The sequence below is a fragment of the Cupriavidus sp. FW305-26 genome (genome assembly GCF_058787975.1).
Genome location: NZ_JBYTAH010000002.1, coordinates 252,702 through 272,030, shown reverse-complemented (window position 1 = coordinate 272,030; position 19,329 = coordinate 252,702). Strand labels below are relative to the sequence as shown.

General features: G+C 69.2%; 20 protein-coding genes. 14 read left to right on the top strand and 6 right to left on the bottom strand.

Translation table 11 applies throughout. The annotated features are described in order from the left end of the window. Nucleotides 1–252: a helix-turn-helix domain-containing protein gene (locus AC3WQZ_RS02800; RefSeq protein WP_492300008.1), complete on the bottom strand. Its 252-nt coding sequence runs from the start codon at nucleotides 250–252 to the stop codon at nucleotides 1–3. Nucleotides 253–483: 231 nt separating this feature from the next. Between AC3WQZ_RS02800 and AC3WQZ_RS02795 the strand changes: the two genes are divergently transcribed. Both AC3WQZ_RS02795 and AC3WQZ_RS02790 read left to right on the top strand, forming a co-directional pair. After that, nucleotides 484–1,431: an NAD(P)-dependent oxidoreductase gene (locus AC3WQZ_RS02795; RefSeq protein WP_256333578.1), complete on the top strand. Its 948-nt coding sequence runs from the start codon at nucleotides 484–486 to the stop codon at nucleotides 1,429–1,431. 143 nt (nucleotides 1,432–1,574) lie between these two features. Further along, nucleotides 1,575–1,751, top strand: coding sequence for a glycine zipper 2TM domain-containing protein (locus AC3WQZ_RS02790; RefSeq protein ID WP_010810161.1), 177 nt, complete (start codon nucleotides 1,575–1,577; stop codon nucleotides 1,749–1,751). A 71-nt stretch (nucleotides 1,752–1,822) separates the two neighbouring features. On the opposite strand, the gene AC3WQZ_RS02785 is transcribed toward AC3WQZ_RS02790, so the two are convergent. Both AC3WQZ_RS02785 and AC3WQZ_RS02780 read right to left on the bottom strand, forming a co-directional pair. Next, the gene (locus tag AC3WQZ_RS02785) at nucleotides 1,823–2,677 is read right to left on the bottom strand and encodes a glycosyltransferase family 2 protein (protein ID WP_492300007.1); all 855 of its coding nucleotides are present in this window, start codon (nucleotides 2,675–2,677) and stop codon (nucleotides 1,823–1,825) included. Between the two features lie 54 nt (nucleotides 2,678–2,731). Continuing rightward, nucleotides 2,732–2,992 carry a phosphopantetheine-binding protein gene (locus AC3WQZ_RS02780; RefSeq protein WP_010810163.1) on the bottom strand — a complete coding sequence of 87 codons (261 nt, stop codon included), beginning with the start codon at nucleotides 2,990–2,992 and terminating at the stop codon, nucleotides 2,732–2,734. A gap of 267 nt (nucleotides 2,993–3,259) precedes the next feature. On the opposite strand from AC3WQZ_RS02780, the gene AC3WQZ_RS02775 reads away from it, so the two are divergent. The 9 genes from AC3WQZ_RS02775 to AC3WQZ_RS02735 all read left to right on the top strand — a co-directional run bounded on the left by AC3WQZ_RS02775 (nucleotide 3,260) and on the right by AC3WQZ_RS02735 (nucleotide 13,187). Next, nucleotides 3,260–3,994 (top strand): COG4648 family protein, encoded by a 735-nt coding sequence (locus AC3WQZ_RS02775; protein ID WP_492300006.1) that lies wholly within the window; start codon nucleotides 3,260–3,262, stop codon nucleotides 3,992–3,994. 49 nt (nucleotides 3,995–4,043) lie between these two features. Beyond that, the gene (locus AC3WQZ_RS02770) at nucleotides 4,044–5,759 is read left to right on the top strand and encodes an AMP-binding protein (RefSeq protein WP_058696459.1); all 1,716 of its coding nucleotides are present in this window, start codon (nucleotides 4,044–4,046) and stop codon (nucleotides 5,757–5,759) included. Then, complete coding sequence (locus tag AC3WQZ_RS02765) at nucleotides 5,753–6,727, top strand: lysophospholipid acyltransferase family protein (protein WP_011617386.1); 975 nt, start codon at nucleotides 5,753–5,755, stop codon at nucleotides 6,725–6,727. The genes AC3WQZ_RS02770 and AC3WQZ_RS02765 overlap by 7 nt, the downstream gene beginning before the upstream one ends. A 24-nt stretch (nucleotides 6,728–6,751) precedes the next feature. After that, nucleotides 6,752–7,351, top strand: coding sequence for a LolA-related protein (locus AC3WQZ_RS02760; protein ID WP_011617387.1), 600 nt, complete (start codon nucleotides 6,752–6,754; stop codon nucleotides 7,349–7,351). A gap of 20 nt (nucleotides 7,352–7,371) precedes the next feature. Continuing rightward, on the top strand, nucleotides 7,372–9,771 hold the full coding sequence (locus tag AC3WQZ_RS02755; protein ID WP_099045593.1) for an MMPL family transporter: 2,400 nt from the start codon (nucleotides 7,372–7,374) through the stop codon (nucleotides 9,769–9,771). Beyond that, nucleotides 9,768–10,616 carry a polysaccharide deacetylase family protein gene (locus AC3WQZ_RS02750; RefSeq protein ID WP_058696462.1) on the top strand — a complete coding sequence of 283 codons (849 nt, stop codon included), beginning with the start codon at nucleotides 9,768–9,770 and terminating at the stop codon, nucleotides 10,614–10,616. Before AC3WQZ_RS02755 ends, AC3WQZ_RS02750 begins: the two co-directional genes overlap by 4 nt. Before the next feature lie 66 nt (nucleotides 10,617–10,682). Next, entirely contained in the window at nucleotides 10,683–11,885 is a 1,203-nt protein-coding gene (locus tag AC3WQZ_RS02745) for a beta-ketoacyl-[acyl-carrier-protein] synthase family protein (protein ID WP_058696463.1), read from the top strand. Nucleotides 11,886–11,893: 8 nt separating this feature from the next. Further along, a complete protein-coding gene (locus tag AC3WQZ_RS02740) occupies nucleotides 11,894–12,706 on the top strand; it encodes a beta-ketoacyl synthase chain length factor (RefSeq protein WP_058696464.1) in 813 nt (270 codons plus the stop codon). After that, entirely contained in the window at nucleotides 12,699–13,187 is a 489-nt protein-coding gene (locus AC3WQZ_RS02735; protein ID WP_010810172.1) for a hotdog family protein, read from the top strand. The genes AC3WQZ_RS02740 and AC3WQZ_RS02735 overlap by 8 nt, the downstream gene beginning before the upstream one ends. 6 nt (nucleotides 13,188–13,193) lie before the next feature. Here the strand turns inward: AC3WQZ_RS02735 and fahA are convergent, their stop codons facing one another. The 3 genes from fahA to AC3WQZ_RS02720 all read right to left on the bottom strand — a co-directional run bounded on the left by fahA (nucleotide 13,194) and on the right by AC3WQZ_RS02720 (nucleotide 16,807). Beyond that, nucleotides 13,194–14,456 (bottom strand): fumarylacetoacetase, encoded by a 1,263-nt coding sequence (fahA, locus tag AC3WQZ_RS02730; RefSeq protein WP_010810173.1) that lies wholly within the window; start codon nucleotides 14,454–14,456, stop codon nucleotides 13,194–13,196. A gap of 137 nt (nucleotides 14,457–14,593) precedes the next feature. After that, a complete protein-coding gene (hmgA, locus tag AC3WQZ_RS02725) occupies nucleotides 14,594–15,913 on the bottom strand; it encodes a homogentisate 1,2-dioxygenase (RefSeq protein ID WP_011617392.1) in 1,320 nt (439 codons plus the stop codon). A 507-nt stretch (nucleotides 15,914–16,420) separates the two neighbouring features. Continuing rightward, nucleotides 16,421–16,807, bottom strand: a complete 387-nt coding sequence (locus AC3WQZ_RS02720; protein ID WP_011617393.1) for a helix-turn-helix domain-containing protein — start codon at nucleotides 16,805–16,807, stop codon at nucleotides 16,421–16,423. A 338-nt stretch (nucleotides 16,808–17,145) separates the two neighbouring features. On the opposite strand from AC3WQZ_RS02720, the gene AC3WQZ_RS02715 reads away from it, so the two are divergent. The 3 genes from AC3WQZ_RS02715 to AC3WQZ_RS02705 all read left to right on the top strand — a co-directional run bounded on the left by AC3WQZ_RS02715 (nucleotide 17,146) and on the right by AC3WQZ_RS02705 (nucleotide 19,295). After that, nucleotides 17,146–17,751 (top strand): TetR/AcrR family transcriptional regulator, encoded by a 606-nt coding sequence (locus AC3WQZ_RS02715; RefSeq protein ID WP_041688140.1) that lies wholly within the window; start codon nucleotides 17,146–17,148, stop codon nucleotides 17,749–17,751. 171 nt (nucleotides 17,752–17,922) lie between these two features. Further along, the gene (locus AC3WQZ_RS02710; RefSeq protein ID WP_492300004.1) at nucleotides 17,923–18,948 is read left to right on the top strand and encodes an alpha/beta fold hydrolase; all 1,026 of its coding nucleotides are present in this window, start codon (nucleotides 17,923–17,925) and stop codon (nucleotides 18,946–18,948) included. Nucleotides 18,949–18,962: 14 nt separating this feature from the next. Further along, a complete protein-coding gene (locus AC3WQZ_RS02705; protein WP_439669173.1) occupies nucleotides 18,963–19,295 on the top strand; it encodes a DUF2917 domain-containing protein in 333 nt (110 codons plus the stop codon). Nucleotides 19,296–19,329: the final 34 nt, after the last annotated feature.

The following is a 19,329-nucleotide window of genomic DNA, read 5'->3' as shown; positions in this document are numbered from 1 at the left end:
TTACCACGCCACGTCGGACACCTCGGCGGCCCCCGTGGCCCGGTCCTGAACCACCAATTCCAGCCCGAGCGCGCCGACCAGCGCCAGCAACTGGTCGACGCTGATGGTGTCGGGGTTCAGCTCCATGTGCGACATCCGGCTCTGGCTGACATTCAGCCGCGCGGCGGCCTCGGTCTGGTTCAGGCCGGCCGCCTTGCGCGCTGCCTGCAGGATCTGGCCAAGCTGCCAGGGAGTGGAGACGATTTGCTTCATCGCGCCGATGGAATACCAATATGATAGGTATTTCTATTTTAGCGACAACATGGGTATTTTTCAAATACCTATCTCATAGGTATTTTTTATTTAACGATGTCATGACTATATGTGCCCGAAGCCGCATTCTGTAGCGCAGCATCGTGCCGGGCTCTGTATCTGTCCCCCGCCCCCGCGCCCCCGTATACTCTGGGGCCGGAGGCGGCCCAGCCGTCCCGCCGGCGGAGGACCCTGGCGTGGCATCACGCAAACGGGGCCGCGCCTCACCGATCCCAAACATACAAGCAACGGAGCAGCAGCATGCGTGTCGCATTTCTCGGACTGGGCGTCATGGGTTTCCACATGGCCGGCCACCTCGCCACCAAGGGGCACGAGGTCACCGTGTACAACCGCACCGCCGCCAAGGCGCAGGCCTGGGTCGGGAAGTTCGGCGGCAAAGCGGCTCCCACGCCGGCACAGGCCGTGCGCGATGCGCAGGTGGTCTGCTCCTGCGTGGGCAATGACGACGACCTGCGCGCGGTGCTGACCGGGCATGACGGCGCCTTCTTCAGCGCGCCCAGCGGCTGCATTTTCGTGGACCACACCACCGCCAGCGCCAACGTGGCGCGCGAACTCCACGCCGCCGCGCGCGAGCACGGCCTGCACTTTGTCGACGGCCCGGTCTCCGGCGGCGAAGTCGGCGCGGAGAAAGGCATCCTGACCATCATGTGCGGCGGCGATGCCGACGCCTATGCGCGCGCCGAACCGGTCATTGCCGCCTACGCACGCGCCGTCACGCGCATCGGCGAATCCGGCGCCGGGCAACTGGCCAAGATGGTCAACCAGATCAGCATCGCCGGGCTGATCCAGGGCCTGTCCGAGGCCATCGCCTTTGGCGAGCGCGCCGGGCTGGACATGCGCCTGGTGCTGGACGTCATCAGCAAGGGCGCGGCCGGCTCATGGCAGCTCGAGAACCGCGGCCCCACCATGATCGACAACAAGTTCGACTTCGGCTTCGCGGTGGACTGGATGCGCAAGGACCTGGGCCTGTGCCTGGACGAGGCGCGCCGCAACGGCGCCGGCCTGCCGGTGACGGCGCTGGTCGACCAGTTCTATGCCGACCTGCAGCAGATGGGCTGCGGCCGCGCCGACACTTCTTCGCTGATCAAGCGCCTGCGCCAGCACGCCGGCGACGCCTGACGCCACCGCTGCGCCACCTGCGTCGTCCGATTCCTACAGCGCAATCGGCGTGTCTCGGAGAGGCCCCTGCCCGGCATGGGCCTAAGCTGGACACATGGGGCCGGTTGCCTGCAACTGGCCCGCCAACGATGCAGGAGACCATCATGTGGAAACTCGCAGGTGCACTACTGGTAAGCGCAAGCATGGCGCTGGCCGGCTGTACGGCGGCGGGCGCGGTGGCCGGCGGCGTGGCCGGACACGAGCTGACTGACGGCAGCGCCGCCGGGACCATCGGCGGTGCCGTAGTGGGCGGCGTGATTGGTCACGAACTGGGCAAGTAAGCAAACCCTGGCCCCTGGGCCCAACAAGCAGAAAGGCCGCTTCGCGCGGCCTTTCTGCTTCTTTTGCGGGTTCAGGCTTTCGGCCGGCACGACGCGTCGCCGGCCCCCCGCCGCAGCCGTTGCCACACCAGGACAGGCAGCCGCAGCACGAAGCCGGCCAGCAGCCGCAGGTGCATGCCGGTCAGCAGCAGGTTGTCGCGCAGATAGCGGAAGTGCGACACCCCACCCTCGCGCTGGCCGAAGTAGCGCACCGGGGCGTCGGCATTGATGGGGCGCACGCCGCGCCAGCACAGCCGCACCGCCACTTCCGGGTCGAAGTCGAAGCGGCGCATCCAGCGGCTCTCGCGCATGACGGCGCGCAGCGGCGCGATCGGGTAGACGCGAAAGCCGTACAGGGAATCCCCGATGCCCGCCCATAGCGTCTCGACATCCGCCCAGAAGTTGGACATGCGCCGCCAGTAGACCCGCTCGCGCGGCGCGCTGGCGTCGAAGACGGGCCGGCCCAGCACCATGGCGCCCGGGTTGCGCTGTGATATCGCCATGAATTGCGCAATCAGGTGCGCGGGGTGCTGCCCGTCCGAATCCATCACCAGCACATGCGTGAAACCGGCCGCGGCGGCGGAATCGATGCCATGCAGCACCGCGGTGCCCTTGCCCTGGTTGTGCGGCAGCACCAGTACGCGCAGCCCGGGATCGGTGGCTGCCTGCGCCAGCAGCCACTGGTCGCTGCCATCGGTGCTGCCGTCCACGACCACCCAGACCGGTGTCCAGGCGGCGCGCGCCGCGCGCAGCACCTCATGCAGGCGCACGCCGGGGTTATAGCTGGGGATCAGCACCAGGTGCGTGGCGGACGGCTCGGCGTCACCCATCGGGCAGGCGCTGCCGCCGGCTACCAGTACGGGCCCGGGCATGGCTTGCTGCGGCATGTCGTGCTCCGGTCCTGGCTTTGGAAAGGGGGAAGGTTGGGTGCGGCTGCCGAACTAGCGCGTACGGTGTTCCGCCAGATAGTTGGCCAGGCTGCCCAGCGAGGCGAAGATGGTCTTGTTGTCGGGGTTGTCCGAACGCAGTTCGACCCCGTACTTGCGCGACACCAGCAGTGCGATCTCGAGGATATCGATGGAATCCAGCCCGAAGCCTTCGCCATAGAGCGGCGTGGCGGCGTTGATATCCTCCAGCCGTAGCTCGGCAATTTCGAGTTCGTCGATGATCAGGCGGGCAAGTTCGGTTTCGAGTTCGGTCATGTCGCTAGGTGGCTGGAATGCCGCTGCGGCATGGGTCCGGGCAAGGTTGTCCAGGCCGCATGGCAGGGCAACCGATGCTATCAAAAGGGGCAAATCCCAGCCAGTTGAGAGAAGTTTAGTAACAACAAAGGCAGGCCTTTTGGGAATCATCACCACGTCGGGCCGGTCTTTTGGGGTATAAAGCGTTCGCTTCGCGCACCATGCGGCGCCATTTCCGGCAACGCCGTGCACCAAGCGACTTACGCTACACACAATATACCCTCGCAGATGCCATCGAGCCAGCAATTCGACCGCCCCTCCACGCCCGCCGCGCCGGCCACGCCTGTACGGCAGGATGCCGTGCCGGCAGGCCGGCGCCATGGCTGGATTGCAGCGGTGGCCGCCTTTGTCGCCTACGAATCCGCCCTGCACCATGCGGCACACCAGCCAGGTGCCGAAGTCGCCGCGCTGTGGCTCGGGGCGGCGCCGTTCCTGCTGATCGACTTCCTTGCCTGCCTCCGCACCTGGGGGCGCCTGCCCGCAATGGCCGCCTTGCTGGCCGCCTGCGCCGCCCTGTGGATCTGGCGCATGCCGTTGGCCGCGCATTTCGGCTGGACCTATTTCCTGCAGCACGCCGGCATCAATGCCGCGCTGGGCGTGATGTTCGCGCTGAGCCTGCGTCCCGGCCGCACGCCACTGTGCACGCAGATCGCGACGGCAATCCATGGCCAGCTGCCCCCCGCGCACCTGCGCTACACGCTGCGCGTGACCCAGGCCTGGACGCTGTTCTTTGCCGCGATGGTAGGTGTATCGACGCTGCTGTTCGTGCTCGCGCCGGTGGCGACCTGGTCCAGCTTCGCCAACCTGGCCACGCCGCTGCTGATCGCGCTGATGTTCGTGGGCGAAGCCGTGTGCCGCCGCGTTGCCTTCCCGGGCATGGCCCACGGCGGCCTGCTGGACGCGGTGCATGGCTATCGCGCAGTCATGGCTGCCCGTGCGGACCGGCCCGGTTTGCCGCGCTGACGCGCCGCAAACCGGCCCCTACACTGGCAACAGGCACAGGCTCAGCCCCATGACCATGCTCCCGATCGTCGCGCATGCCTCGCCCGAAGACATCATCGCCTGGGCGCACGGACGGCCTGTCAGCGTGCGCCAGTTCCTGGCAGATGCGTCCAGCCTGGCCGATGCGCTGCCCGCAGGCGGGCACGTATTCAACGCCTGCACCGACCGCTACCGCTTCACCGTCGGCCTGTGCGCCGCGCTGCTGGCGGGCAAGGCCACCCTGCTGCCGCCATCGCATACGCCGGAGATGGTGCGCCAGCTGGCCGACTTTGCCCCGGACGCCTTCTGCCTGCACGACCAGCCTGACGCGGCATTCGCCATGCCGGCGTTCCACTATCACGACGGCCTGCGCGGCGCGGCCACGGACGGGCCGGTCGAGATCCCGCGGATTGCCGCGACCCAGGTCATGGCGTACGTGTTCACGTCAGGCTCGACCGGCACGCCGGTGCCGCACCGCAAGACCTGGGGCGCGATGGCCCGGTGCGCGCAGGCCGCGGCACAGCGGCTCGGCCTGCTGGACGGGCGTGCCTGGACCGTGGTGGGCACGGTGCCGCCGCAGCATATGTTCGGGCTGGAGGCCACGGTCATGCTGGTGCTGCAGGGCCGCGCGGCCCTGGTGGCGGCCCCGGCCTTCTATCCTGCCGACGTGCACGATGCCCTCGCCTCGGTGCCGGCCCCGCGTGCGCTGGTCAGCTCGCCCGTGCACCTGCGCACGCTGGTGCAGTCGGGCATGGCAATGCCGCCGGCAGACCTGGTGCTGTGCGCGACCGCCCCGCTTGGCCGCCAGCTGGCGGGCGAGACCGAGACCCTGTTCGGCGCTCCGCTGTGCGAGATCTACGGTAGCACCGAGACCGGCCAGATCGCCACGCGCCGCACCGCGCAGGCTGATGCCTGGACACTGGTGCCGGGCGTGCGGCTGCAGGCACGCCAGGGCGCCGGCGGCGCCGAGACCTGGGCCGAAGGCGGCCATATCGAGCAGCCGGTGCCGCTGGGCGACGCCATCGCGCCGCTGGATGCCGGCCACTTCCTGCTCCATGGCCGCAAGGCCGACATGCTGAATATCGCCGGCAAGCGCACCTCGCTGGCTTACCTGAACCACCAGCTCACGGCCATCGACGGCGTGCGCGACGGCGCGTTCTTCATGCCCGATGATGCGCACGAAGGCGACACGCATGGCCACGTGGTGCGGCTGGTGGCCGTGGCAGTGGCGCCAGGCGTCGCCCCGGCGCAGCTGCAGCAGGCGCTGCGCGCGCGCATCGACCCGGCCTTCCTGCCACGCCCGCTGCTCTTTGCCGACAGCCTGCCGCGCAATGCGGCCGGCAAGCTGCCGCGCGAGGCCCTGGCGGCGCTGGTCGCAAGGCTTGCCGGGGCGCACCACGGCGATAGCGCGGCAAGGCCCGGCTTTGTCATCGACGCCGATCACCCGGCCATCGCCGGCCACTTTCCCGGCCATCCGATCGTGCCGGGGGTGGTACTGCTGGACCACGCGGTGCTGGCACTCGGCATTGCAATGGGCCGCCGCCTTGCCGTCACCGAAGCCGGCACCATCAAGTTCCTGAGCCCGGTGACCCCGGGCGAGCGCGTTGAGATCCTCCACCAGGCCGACGCAGCGGCCGATGGCGGCGTGAGTATCCGCTTCACGCTGCGCAGCGCCGGACGCGACGTCGCCAGCGGCACGCTGCAGGTGCGCGGTGCCGCGACGCACGCGGGGGCATCGGCATGCTGAGCTGGCTGTGGAGGCGGCAGCCGCCGCTGGAATCCGAATGGTCGCGCCGCCAGGAGCGCGGCAGCATCACGCTGCTGCGCGTCATGACGTGGATCTCGCTGGCACTCGGCCGCCCCGTCGGGCGCGTGGTGCTGCGGGGGATTGCGGCGTACTTCATGCTGTTCGCGCCGGCGGCACGCCATGCCTCGCGCGCCTACATGGGCCGCGCCCTCGGGCGCGATGCCAACTGGATCGATGGCTACCGGCATGTGTTCACCTTCGCCTCGACCATCCATGACCGCATCTACCTGCTCAACGGCCGCTTCGACCTGTTCGATATCCGCCTGCACGGAGAGGAACAGCTGGAAGCCGCGATGGCGCGCGGCCGCGGCGCAATCCTGCTGGGTGCGCACCTGGGCAGCTTCGAGGTGGTGCGCGCGCTCGGGCGGCGTCACCCGGACATGGAAGTCGCGATCACCATGTACGAGGAAAACGCGCACAAGCTCAATGACGTGCTGACGTCGATCAACCCGGCGATGCGCCAGGACGTGATCGCGCTGGGCCGCTTCGACACCATGCTGCGGGTGCGCGACTACCTTGACCGCGGCTACATGATCGGCATGCTGGCCGACCGCACGCTGTCGCAACGCGCCACCGACCCGGTGCAGCAGTGCAGCTTCCTCGGCACGCCGACCGGCCTTCCGACCGGCCCGCTACGCATGGCGGCGATGCTGCGCCGGCCGGTGTTCTTCATCACCGGCCTGTACCGCGGCGGCAACCGCTACGATGTGCACTTCGTGCCGCTGGCCGACTTCACCGAAACCGCACGCGGCCAGCGCGAGGCAGCCGTGCAAACCGCGCTGGCCGAATACGTGCGCCTGCTGGAACAATTCTGCCGCAGCGCCCCGTACAACTGGTTCAACTTCTACGATTTCTGGCACGCCGGCCCGCCGCTGTCTGAACAGCCGCCGCCGGGCAACGAGCCATGACCCGCGAGCCCTGAGCAGCCCCTGATGCCCCTTTCCAGACGCCCTTTCCGCTTCCTGCTGTCGATGCTGCTGGCCGGCGCCATGCTTGCGCTGGCCACGCCGTCCGGCGCCGCCACATTTGGCGTCGACCAGCTGATGTCCACCCTGGCGCAGCGCAAGTCTGGGCGCGTGCTGTTCACCGAGACCAAGTACCTGGCGATAGTCGACAAGCCGGTGCAGTCGTCCGGCGAGCTGCTGTTCACGGCGCCCGACCACCTGGAGAAGCGCACACTGTCGCCCAAGGCCGAGAACATGGTGCTCGACGGCGACATGCTGACGGTCGAGCGCGACGGCAAGCGCTACACCATGCCGCTGCAGAACTACCCCGAGCTGGCTGCCTTTATCGAAAGCATCCGCGGCACGCTGGCAGGCAACCGCCAGACGCTTGAGCGCTACTACAAGCTCGGCCTGGAAGGCCGTGCCAGCCGCTGGACGCTGACACTGACTCCGGCGGACTCGCGCATGGCCGCGGTGGTCAGCCAGGTGCGCATCGACGGCAGCCAGGATGCGCTTGACCGCGTCGAGATCCGGCAGGCCGACGGCGACCGCTCGGTGATGAAGATCCGACCTGCCGGCCGCCCATGAGCGCAGCGCCGCCCGCAACGATGCGCCCAGCGATGCGCCGGCTCGCGCTGGCACTGTGGATCTTCGCCATGCTCGCCTGCGCGGCTGTGATCAGCCGCACCACCTTCACGGCCGACCTCTCGGCCTTCCTGCCGCGCCTGCCCAGCGCCGAGCAGCAATTGCTGGTGAACCAGCTGCGCGACGGGCTGGTATCGCGCCTGGTCCTGGTCGGGATCGAAGGCGGCGATGCCGATGGCCGCGCCGCGGTGTCGCGTGCCATGGCGGCACAGCTGCGCGGCGACCCCCGCTTCACGGCGATCCAGAACGGCGAGCCGGTCAACCAGGATGCAGACCGCCAATACGTGTTTGCGCACCGCTACCTGCTCAGCCCCGCGGTCACGCCCGAGCGCTTCAGTGAACGCGGCCTGGCGCAGGCGCTGAATGAATCGTTCGAGCTGCTGGCCTCGTCCGCCGGGCTCTTCACCAAGTCGCTGCTGCCGCGTGATCCCACCGGCGAAGTGGCCGCGATGCTGGCACAGCTGGATGCCGGGCAGCGCGTGCCCATGCACGCCGGCGCCTGGGCGTCGCGCGACGGCAAGCGCGCGGTGCTGCTGGCGCAGACCGCCGCCGCGGGGTCTGACACGGATGCGCAGGCACAAGCCATCGGGGCCGTGCGCGAGGCGTTTGCCAAGGCTGCGATCGCTGGCAAGTACCAGCTGGCGATGACCGGGCCGGGCGTGTTCTCCGTCAATGCACGCGACACCATCCGCCATGATGTGGAGCGCCTGTCGACCATCGGCGTGGCCATCATCGTCACGCTGCTGCTGCTGGTCTACCGCTCGGTGCCGCTGCTGGTGCTGGGGCTGGTGCCGGTACTGAGCGGCGCGCTGGCGGGCATTGCCGCGGTCAGCCTGGGCTTCGGCGGCTCGGTGCACGGACTGACGCTGGGCTTCGGCACCACGCTGATCGGCGAGGCGGTCGACTATTCGATCTACCTGTTCGTGCAGTCCGCGCAGTACACGCGCGACGGCCGGCGCGACGAGCGCGCCTGGCTGGGCGGCTTCTGGCCGACGGTGCGCCTGGGCGTGCTGACCTCGGTCTGCGGCTTTGCCTCGCTGCTGCTGTCGGGCTTTCCGGGGCTGGCGCAGCTGGGGCTGTATTCGATTGCCGGGCTGGCGACCGCGGCGCTGGTGACGCGCTTCGTGCTGCCGCAGCTGGTGCCGGCCACGCTGCACCTGCGCGACGTGGCACCGCTGGGCCGCCGGCTGCAGTGGCTGGCGGCGCGCGCGCACCGGCTGCGCTGGCTGGTGCTCGTGCTGGTGGTGGCAGCCGCCACGGTGCTGGTCATGCACCGCGGCACGCTGTGGGGCCGCGAGCTGCAGGCGCTGAGCCCGGTGTCGGCCAGCGACCAGGCCCTCGATACCAGGTTGCGCGAGGATCTTGGCGCGCCCGACGTGCGCTACCTGGTGGTGCTGTCCGGGCCGGACCAGGAATCCGTGCTGCAGGGCGCGGAGCGCGTGGCCCGTGAACTGGACCCGCTGGTGGCACAGAATTTCATCGGCGGCTACGAGAGCCCGGCGCGCTACCTGCCCAGCGCGGCGACCCAGCGCGAGCGCCAGGCCAGCCTGCCGCCGCCCGACGAGCTGGCGCAGCGCCTGGGCGCCGCCATCGCCACGCAGCCGGTGCGCGCGTCACTGTTCGCGCCTTTCCTGGCGCAGGCCGAGGCCGCGCGCACCGGTGCGCTGCTGCGGCGCGAGGACTTGCGCGGCACCTCCATGGCGCTGGCTGTCGATGCGTTGCTGGCGCAGCGCGACGGGCGCTGGAGCGCCACGCTGCCGCTGCGCGCACCGGCCCAACAAAGCACCGGCGCGGCCGACGGCGTCGACACCGGCGCGGTGCGGGCCGCGGTGGCGCGGGCCGGCGTTCCCGACACGCTGTTCGTCGACCTCAAGGGCGAATCCGACCGCCTCTACACCGGCTACCTGCGCGAGGCCTTGCTGCTGTCGCTGGCCGGCCTGCTGGCGATCATCGTGCTGCTGGCCGTGGCGCTGCGCTCGGCACGGCGCGTCGTGGCCACGGTGCTGCCGCTGGCCGCGGCGGCGCTGGTGGTGCTGGGCGGGCTGGCAGCGCTCGGCCAGCCGCTGACGCTGCTGCACCTGGTGGGCCTGCTGCTGCTGATGGCCGTGGGCTCCAATTACGCGCTATTCTTCAACGGCCCCGCTGCAGGCAGCCAGGTGGCGGGCGCTTCACCGCATACGCTGGTGTCGCTGCTGCTGGCCAACCTGACCACGGTGGCCGCCTTCGGCCTGCTGGCGCTGTCGAGCCTGCCGCTGCTCAAGGCCTTCGGCCTGACAGTAGGTCCAGGGGCCGTGCTGGCCCTGTGGTTTTCGGCGATCCTGGCGCGCCCCGCGGCGCCAGACACAGCCAAGAGTGCAACATGAATTCGTATCCCGCACCGCGCGTAGCCTTGCGCGGCACCTCTTACAGCCGCCCCTGGCGCCCCACCCCGCTGCTTTACGGCGCCGCCGCCGTGCACCTGGGTGCCGCCGGCGCAATGCTGGCGCACCCTGAGGCCATGGGCATGGCGCTGGCCGGCGTTGGTGCCGCCCATGCGGCAATGTGCGCCGCCGGCCTGTGGCCGCGCAGCCACTGGCTTGGCCCCAATGTGCTGCGCCTGCCGCCCTCTGCCGATGATTGCGTGGCACTGACATTCGACGACGGCCCCAACCCGGCGTTGACGCCGCGCGTGCTCGACATGCTGGACCAGCACGGCGCGCGCGCGACCTTCTTCTGCGTCGGCGCGCGCGCCGCGGCGCATCCGGAACTGGTGCGCGAGATCGTCGGCCGCGGCCACGCCGTGGAGAACCACAGCATGTACCACCGGCTGCACTTCTCGGTGTTCGGTCCCGGGCGCATGCTGCGCGACATCGGTGCCGCGCAGCAGGTGCTGACCGACCTCACCGGCCAGGCGCCGCGCTTCTTCCGCGCGCCCGCGGGGCTGCGCAATCCCTTCCTTGAGCCGGTGCTGTGCCGGCTCGGGCTTCAGCTTGCGGCCTGGACCCGGCGCGGCTTCGATACCCGCTGCGGCGACCACGCGGGGCGCGTGGCGCAGCGCCTCACCGGCAAGCTCGCCGGGCGCGACATCCTGCTGCTGCACGACGGCAATCCCGGCACCGATGCCGCCGGCAATGCACATTGCACCACCGTGCTGCCGGGCCTGCTCGCTGCCATTGAACGCGCCGGCCTGCGCTGCGTCACGCTGCGCGCGGCCGTGCCGACAGCCTGAGTGAGCGGCGGCTTGTTACAATTGGCACAGCCTTCCGAGATTCCTTCCATTCGTTCCCCCTAAGCCGTGTCCCCGCTCCTGTTCTCGCATTTCACGGCCACCAGCTGCCTTGGCGCCGGTGTAGACGCCACCCTGTCGGCACTGCGTGCGCAGCGCGGCGGCCTGGCGCCCTGCCGCTTCGGCGGTGTCGAGCTCGATACCTTCGTCGGCGAAGTCCCCGGCCTGGACACCGTGGCGCTGCCGCCCGCACTGGCCGAATTCGACTGCCGCAACAACCGGCTGGCGCAACTGGCGCTGGAGCAGGACGGCTTTGCCGCGCGCGTGCGCGAAGCGGCGGCGCGCTACGGCGCCCACCGGGTCGGCGTCTTCCTGGGCACCAGCACCGCGGGCGTGCTGCAGACGGAACTGGCCTATCGCCAGCGCGATCCTGCCAGCGGCGCGCTGCCGCCGGGCTTCCATTACGCCACCACCCACAACCCCTACTCGCTGCCCGCCTTCCTGCGCCAATACCTGGGACTGACCGGTCCCGCGGCTGCGGTGTCCTCGGCCTGTTCATCCGGCGCCAAGGTGTTCAGTTCGGCACGGCGCATGCTGGAGGCAGGGCTGATCGATGTGGCTGTGGTCGGCGGCGTCGATTCGCTGTGCCACACCACGCTGTACGGCTTCAATTCGCTGGAGCTGTTGTCCGACCAGCCGTGCCGGCCCTATGACGTGGCGCGCAACGGCATCTCGATCGGCGAGGGCGCGGCATTCGGCCTGCTCGAGCGCGTGGCCGGCAGCGCGCAAGGCGATGCCATCCTGCTGGCCGGGATCGGCGAATCCAGCGATGCGCACCATATGTCGACCCCGCACCCCGACGGGCTGGGCGCGCGCCTGGCACTAGAGCAGGCACTGGCCAGCGCGGGGGTCGCGCCGGCGCAGGTCGGCTACGTCAACCTGCATGGCACCGCCACGCGCAGCAACGACGCGGCCGAGGCCATGGCCATGGCCGCGGTGCTGCCCGGCACGCCGTGCAGCTCAACCAAGGGCGCCACCGGGCATGCGCTGGGTGCCGCCGGCGCGCTCGAAGCCGTCATTTGCGCGCTGGCGCTGCGCCACGGCCTGGTGCCCGGCGGCATCAACACCACGCAGGTGGATCCGGCGCTGGACGTGAACTACCAGCTCGCCAACCGCGAGGCACCGCTGCACTATGCGATGACCAATGCCTTCGGCTTCGGCGGATCCAACTGCAGCCTGCTGTTCGCCCGCGCGGACGCGGCTTCCCACTGAGCATCGCCATGCCGCAGCACGTGTATATCGAAAGCATCGGCCTGCTCGGCCCCGGCCTGACCGGCTGGCAGCAGGCCGCCGAAGTCCTTGCCGGCCGCTTGCCATACGCGCCCGCGCCCACCGAACTGCCGCCACCCGCGGGCCTGCCGCCGGCCGAGCGTCGCCGCACCGGCCCGACCGTACGGCTGGCGCTTGGTGTCGGCCAGCAGGCCGTCGCCGCCAGCGACTGCGAAGCCGCGCAGCTGCCGACGATCTTTGCCTCGTCCAGCAGCGACGGCTTCAACTTCCATGCGATCTGCGAAGCGCTGGCCGAGCCCGAGCCGCTGATGTCGCCCACGCGCTTCCACAACTCCGTGCACAACGCCACCGCCGGCTACTGGTCGATCGCCGCGGGCGCGATGCGCACCTCCAATGTGCTGTGCGCCATGGATGGCAGTGGCAGCGCGGGCTTGCTCGAATGCGTGCTGCAGGCCGCCGCCGATGCCGAACCCTGCCTGCTGATCGCCTATGACACCGGCTACCCCGAGCCGCTGCATAGCCACCGCCCGATCCCCGATCCCTTCGGCGTAGCCCTGCTGGTCACGCCGCGGCAGACCGCGCGTTCGCTCGCGCGCGTCGGCGTGGCGCTGAAGCAGGCGCCAGCCACGGTGATGCCGGACGCCGCGCTGGAAGCGCTGCGCACGTCGGCGCCGGCCGCACGCATGCTGCCGCTGCTGGCGGCCATCGCCCGCGGCGAGGCCACCACCGTGGTGCTCGATTATCTGGATACGCTGCAGCTTGCGGCCGAGGTGGAAAGCCTCGGCGGCCAGGCGGATGGCTGAGCTGCTGAAAGACCGCGACTGGATCGCGGCACGCATTCCGCACCAGGGCACGATGTGCCTGCTCGACGGCGTGCTGGCCTGGGATCCGGCATCGGTTCGCTGCACGTCAGCCACGCATACGCGCGCGGACAACCCGCTGCGCGCGCACGGCCGGCTGGCCGCGCTCAGCGGCATTGAATACGCGGCACAGGCCATGGCCGTGCACGGCGCATTGCTGGCGGAAGCGGAATCAGGAATGGGCGCACAGCGCCCGCGCTCGGGCTACCTGGCCAGCGTGCGCAAGCTGGTGCTCCATGTGGAGCGGCTCGACGATATCGACGCGCCGCTGCAGGTCGAGGCACAGCGCATCAGCGGTGAAGGCAGCAGCGTGCTGTATGCCTTCACCGTCAGCGCCAAGGGCCAGGCACTGCTGTCAGGCCGCGCGGCGGTCATCCTGGATGCCGCCGCAGTCGGCCAAAGCGCCGACCGCGGCGCCGGCTGAAGCGCTTCAGCGCGCCGGCAGGATCTTGCCCGACACCGCGCCGAAGCCGACGCGATAGCCTTCGCCCTGGCAGTAGCCGGTCATGATCACGTCGTCGCCATCCTCCAGGAAGGCTCGGCGGCTGCCGTCGGCCAGCGTCACCGGCTCGGCGCCGTTGCGGGTCATTTCCAGCAGGCTGCCGTAGGAGTCCGGCGTGGTGCCGCTGATCGTGCCCGAGCCCATCAGGTCGCCCACGCGCACATTGCAGCCCGACACCGTGTGGTGGGCCAGCTGCTGTGCCATGGTCCAGTACATCGCCTTGAAGTTGGTGCGGCAGATGGTGCTGGGTGCCGCTGCGCCCTGCGGCTGCAGCGCGACTTCCAGGGCGATGTCGTAGGCATTCTTGTCCTGCTGCTGCAGGTACGGCAGCGGCTGCGGCGATTGCTCGGGGTTGTCGCGGCGGAACGGCTCGAGCGCTTCCATCGTCACCACCCACGGCGAGATCGAGGTGCCGAAGCCCTTGCTGTTGAACGGCCCCAGCGGCACGTATTCCCACTGCTGGATATCGCGCGCGCTCCAGTCATTGAGCAGCACCATGCCGAACATATGCGCCGGCGCATCGGCGGTGCTGACGGGCTCGCCCAGCGCCGATTCCTTGCCGACGATAAAGCCCATCTCCAGTTCAAAGTCCAGCTTGCGGCAGGCGCTGAAGATCGGGCGTGCCTCGTTCGGCAGCTTGATCTGGCCGTTGGGACGATGCAGCGGCGTGCCGCTCACCACCACCGAGCTGGCACGGCCGTTGTAGCCGATCGGGATTTCCAGCCAGTTCGGCAGCAGCGCATTGTCCGGGTCGCGGAACATGCGGCCGACGTTGGTGGCGTGCTCCCTGGACGAATAGAAGTCCGTGTAGCCCGGGATCTCCACCGGCAGGTGCAGCGTCGCGGCCGACATCGGCACCAGTGCCTGGTCGCGCAGGGCGGCGTTGTCGCGCAGCGCGGCGTCATCACCAGACAGCAGCGCGCCCAGGCGCTTGCGGGTTTCGCTCCACACCGGCTTGCCCAAAGCGATAAAGCGGTTCAGGCTGCTTGCGGCAAACGTGCCTTTGGCAGCGGCCGGCAGCAGGCCGGCCTCATCCAGCGCGGCGAGGTCCAGCACCTGGTCGCCGATGGCAACGCCGACGCGCGGGGCCTGGCCCTTGGTCGAAAACACGCCATACGGCAGGTTCTGCAGCGGGAAGTGGGACTGGCCGTCGTTGGCGGAAGCGATCCAGCTGGTCTTGGGGGCGGTCATTGGGATACTCCGAAAATTTGGTGGCACTTGTCGCGTGCGGTGACGCATCATGCTCGACGAGCGCCGGCTCTCTCCGCCCGGCCCCTCTCCCGCTTGCGCGAGGGGAGAAAGCCGGGCGGGCGGCCAGGCGCGCGAGATCAGCGGGTGTTCGGGTTGAAGTGTTTCTTCAGGCCCTGCCAGCACGTGTAGTAGTCCTGCTGCAGCGAGGCCGACTGCGCGGCATACGGCGTCGGGCGGATCACGCCCGGGGTCTCGAACATGAAGGCCATGGTGTCCTCGATGCGGTGCGGCTTCGAGGTATCGGCGGCGCTGGCCTTCTCGAAGGTTTCCGCATCCGGGCCGTGGCCGCTCATGCAGTTGTGCAGGCTGGCGCCGCCCGGGGCAAAGCCTTCGGCCTTGGCGTCGTAGACGCCGGTGATCAGGCCCATGAACTCGCTGGCGATATTGCGGTGGAACCAGGGCGGGCGGAACGAGTCCTGCATCGCCAGCCAGCGCGGCCCGAAGATGACGAAGTCGATGGTGTCCACGCCCGGCGTGGCCGACGGCGACTGCAGCACCAGGAAGATCGACGGATCCGGGTGGTCGAAGCTGATCGAACCGATGGTATTGAAGCGGCGCAGGTCGTACTTGTACGGGGTGTAGTTGCCATGCCAGGCCACCACGTCCAGCGGCGAGTGGCCGATCCCGGCGCGCCACAGGTTGCCCTGGAACTTGGCCACCAGCTCGAAATCACCCTCGCGGTCTTCATAGCTGGCAACCGGCGACAGGAAGTCGCGCGGGTTGGCCAGGCCGTTGGAGCCGATCACGCCCAGGTCGGGCAGCTGGAACAAGGCGCCGTAGTTCTCGCAGATATAGCCGCGCGCCTCGCCGTCGGGCAGCTCCACGCGGAAGCGCACGCCGCGCGGGATCACCACGATCTCCTGCGGCTCCACTTCCAGCCGGCCAAGCTCGGTCACCATCAGCAGGCGGCCCTGCTGCGGCACGATCAGCATCTCGCCGTCGGCGTTGTAGAAGAACCGGTCCTGCATCGACTGGTTGGCCAGGTACAGGTGGATGCCGCAGCCGGTCATGGCCTCGGGGCCGCCATTGCCGGCCATGGTGACGATGCCGTCGACAAAGTCGGTCGGCACCGACGGCATTGCCGGCGGACTCCAGCGCATCTGGTTGGGCGACGGCGGCACCTGGTCGAAACGGCTCAGGAAACGCGACTGCTCGATCTGCGTGAACGGCGTATGCATCGCGGCCGGGCGAATGCGGTACAGCCACGAGCGCCGGTTGTGCGCGCGCGGCGCGGTGAAGGCCGTGCCGGACAGCTGCTCGGCGTACAGGCCGTAGGGCGCGCACTGCGGCGAGTTCCTTCCTACAGGCAGCGCACCGGGCAGCGCCTCGGTGGCGAATTCATTGGCGAAGCCGGACATATAGCCGTGCTCGGCGAGCTGGGTGTGCGTGAGTGTCATGGTGTCGTCAGCGTTCCTGGGTCTCAGTCCATCTGGCGCTGCGCTGGCGCCTGGCGGCCTCTGGCGGGAGTGCCTGCCGGTCCGTATTCAGTCTGTGCGCGGTGCATGGAGCATGAATTACGTAATGCGTAATGAATTTACCATATCGTAATAGCCAACTTCGGACGTGTCAAACGGCACCGCTGACGCATGCGTCGAACGCCGCTTGCATTGCAGTTGTAGGTGGGAAACGGGAAAAGCGGGAAAAAACCAGGAAGCGCCGGGATGCGCGCGTCGACGCCTGCGCGGCGGCAGTTGCTCACGCAGCGGGAAAAACCAGGAAATGCGGGAAAGCGCCGAAGCAGGCAGCCAGGCCTGCGGCGTCATCCACGCCAGGCGTCGCGAACGGCGCTCAGGACGGTAGCAACCGGTGCGGTGCGGAAAGCCCCGCGCCGGTTGTCATGGGTGGCCTGGAGGCCAGCTTCCAGTGCCGGCGCGTTGCGAACGCGGCCGGCCAGGCAGCGGCGGTCAGACCGGCTTGTGGCCCTCTCCGGTCCCGGAGCCGAAACCGCCTCCGGAAGCCGGTGCCGCAGCCGGCGCGGCCGTGCTTCCGGCGGCCGGCTGGCCTGCCATGGAAGCTGCCGTCACGCCGCCATTGCGGCTGGCAATAAATGCGTTGACGTCTGCAGCAAGATGCTGCGGGGCCAGCACGACTTCCAGGCCCAGCGCCTCGCAGGCGGCCAGGAACGTCGACATGCGGGGATCGGCCTGACCCGACTCCGCCCGCAGGTAGGCTTCCCGGGAAATCCCCGCTTTACGGGCGACGTCCTCCTGCTTGAGCTTGCGCGCGCGACGCAACGCCCGCAGTTGCCGGAACGGTTCGCTAGCGCCTCTTGGCACGGCTGTACTGTTCATGTCGGTCTCCAGTCACCAGTGAAAAAAAGTGCGCGGACGTGCATTCGAGTATAGAGCACGCAAAGCGTTCCGTATGTAACCGCAGAAACACTTTGTGCAGATTTCTTAGAAGTCCGCAATCCCGCCCTGACATCGGCCGGTTGGCGAACATCAAAGAGCCGGATCGTGCACAACAACGCTGCACCGCCCAGTCTCTAACGGGCCTTGGCGGTTTGCGTTGACGTCACATGCATATCCATATGACGTTATGGCCTCCCGGACACAAGTGCGCAAGTCGGGGCAAATACCATGCATCTGGTTTCGTTGACAAACCGACCGGTCGTGCTATTCTCCACACCATGCAGAAAGGACAACTCACCCGCAACGCCATCGTCGAACAGGCACTGGACACCGCTGCCAAGGTCGGCTTCGAACAATTGTCGCTGGCCACGCTGGCCGCGGACACCAATATGTCGAAGAGCGGCCTGTATGCGCACTTCAAGTCCAAGGAGGTGTTGCAGCAGGCAGTGCTGGACCTGGCCGTTGAGCGCTTCGGCGAGATCGTGATCCGGCCGGCGATGCGCCAGCCGCGCGGCATGCCACGGCTGCAAGGGCTGTTCGAAGGCTACCTGGAATGGCTGGGCGGCACGGTGACGCAGGGACGTTGCCTGTTCACGGCGCTGGGCCAGGAATACCGCGACCGGCCGGGCTCGATCCGCGACCTGGTGGTGCAGTCGCTGAAGGACTGGCACAGCACGGTTGCGCGCGTGGTGGGCGACGCCATCGATGAGGGCCATTTCGGGCCGGATACCGACCCACGGCAATTTGCTTTCGAACTCTCGGGTATCGGCATGGCCTTCCAGCAATCGTTCAAGCTGCTTGGCCGCGACGATGCCGAGACCATGGCGCGGCGCGCATTTGCGGCCCTGGTGGCCCGTGCCGCCGAGGGCGCTCGCGGCCACTGATCCACACATTGGCGCCGGCGCAATCCCGCCGGCAGGCAGCAACCGCTCCGGCGGACTTTTTTTGTACCGAAAAAAGCACGACTGGTCGGTCGTAACAACAGCACGGAAAGCCGCCGGCGGGGCCGGTGCCGATGATGCCGTGCCATCCAGAATCCATTGGAGGTGCAGGTCGTGACGCAAGCAGTCTCTTCTCCTTCCCCGGTTTCCTCATCCCGCGCCGCCGCGCCCTTGCCCGCGCGCGCCGGCGATGCGCCGCTGCGCTCCGGCAAGTCCGGTGCGGTGGAGCGGGCCTTGCAGGGCTGGCAGCGGTTGCGCTGGCTGGCGGGCAGCGTGGTCAGGCCCGGCGCGACAGCGCGGGCGCTGGAGCACATCTGGTTCAAGCCGCCGCGCGCCGCCGCCACATCGGCAGCACGGCGCCTGCTGGACAGTGCGCGCGCCGACTGGGCGCTGGTGACGGGACAGGGCCCGAGCCGGCGCGTGCGCGTCTATCGCTGGGGCAGGTCCGGCCCCGTGATACTGCTCGCGCACGGCTGGGGCGGACATGCCGGCCAGTGGCATGCGGTTGTCGATGGCCTGCTGGCCGCCGGCATGCGCGTGGTGGCCTTCGATGCGCTCTCGCACGGCGCCTCCGATGCCGGCGCACGCGGCGCGGCGCAGACCTCGGTGCTGGAAATGTCGCGCTCGCTGCTCGCCGCGGCCTGGCACGCGGGGCCGGTGCACGCCGTGGTGGCGCACTCGCTCGGCGGCGCGGCCACCGCGCTGGCGCTGCGTGAGGGCCTGCCCGCCCGCGCCACCGTGCTGGTCGGATCGCCGGCCGACATGCACGCCGCGTGCGCGTCGCTGGCCTGGCAAATGGGCTTCACGCCCGGCGTGCTGGCACGCATGCAGCGCCAGAGCGAGCGCTGGCTGGGACTGCCATGGTCGGCCTTCAACGTGCCCGACGTCGGCCGCACCCGGCCGGTCCCGCCAACGCTGGTGATCCATGACCGCGACGACAAGGAAGTGCGCTGGGAAGACGGTGCCGCCATCGCCGGCGCCTGGCCCGGCGCGCAACTGGTCACGACCAGCGGCCTGGGGCATCGCCGCATCCTGCAGGATCCCGGCGTGATCCGGCACATCGCCGATTTCATCCGGCCCGGCACAGCCCCCGCGCGCGCGGCAGTCCCGCCAGCGTTGCACGGGCTGGCCGTCGACTGAACCTGGAGACCACCATGTTCCTGGTGAGCAATGACATGACCGCCACCCTGCCCGCACGCAGTTCGCTGCGGCTGGTGGCGGGCCCCGGCGAACACGTCGCCGTGCGCTGCACGGAAGGCGAACTCTGGCTGATCCGCGACGGAGACCCGAAGGATACGGCGCTGACGGCGAGCGAGAGCTTTACGTTGTCCGACAGCGGCCATATCGAGCTGTATGCCGTCACCACGGCATCGCTGCACGTAACGCGCTGCCGGCAAGGCGCCGGGCCGGCGGCGAGCGCCTGGCGGCAATGGCTGCGGCGCTTGCTGGCGCCGCCTGGGCGCGGCTTTACCGGCGCAGGCCGATGATGCGCGGGGCTGGGGGCGCCCCTGGCTCTGCCAG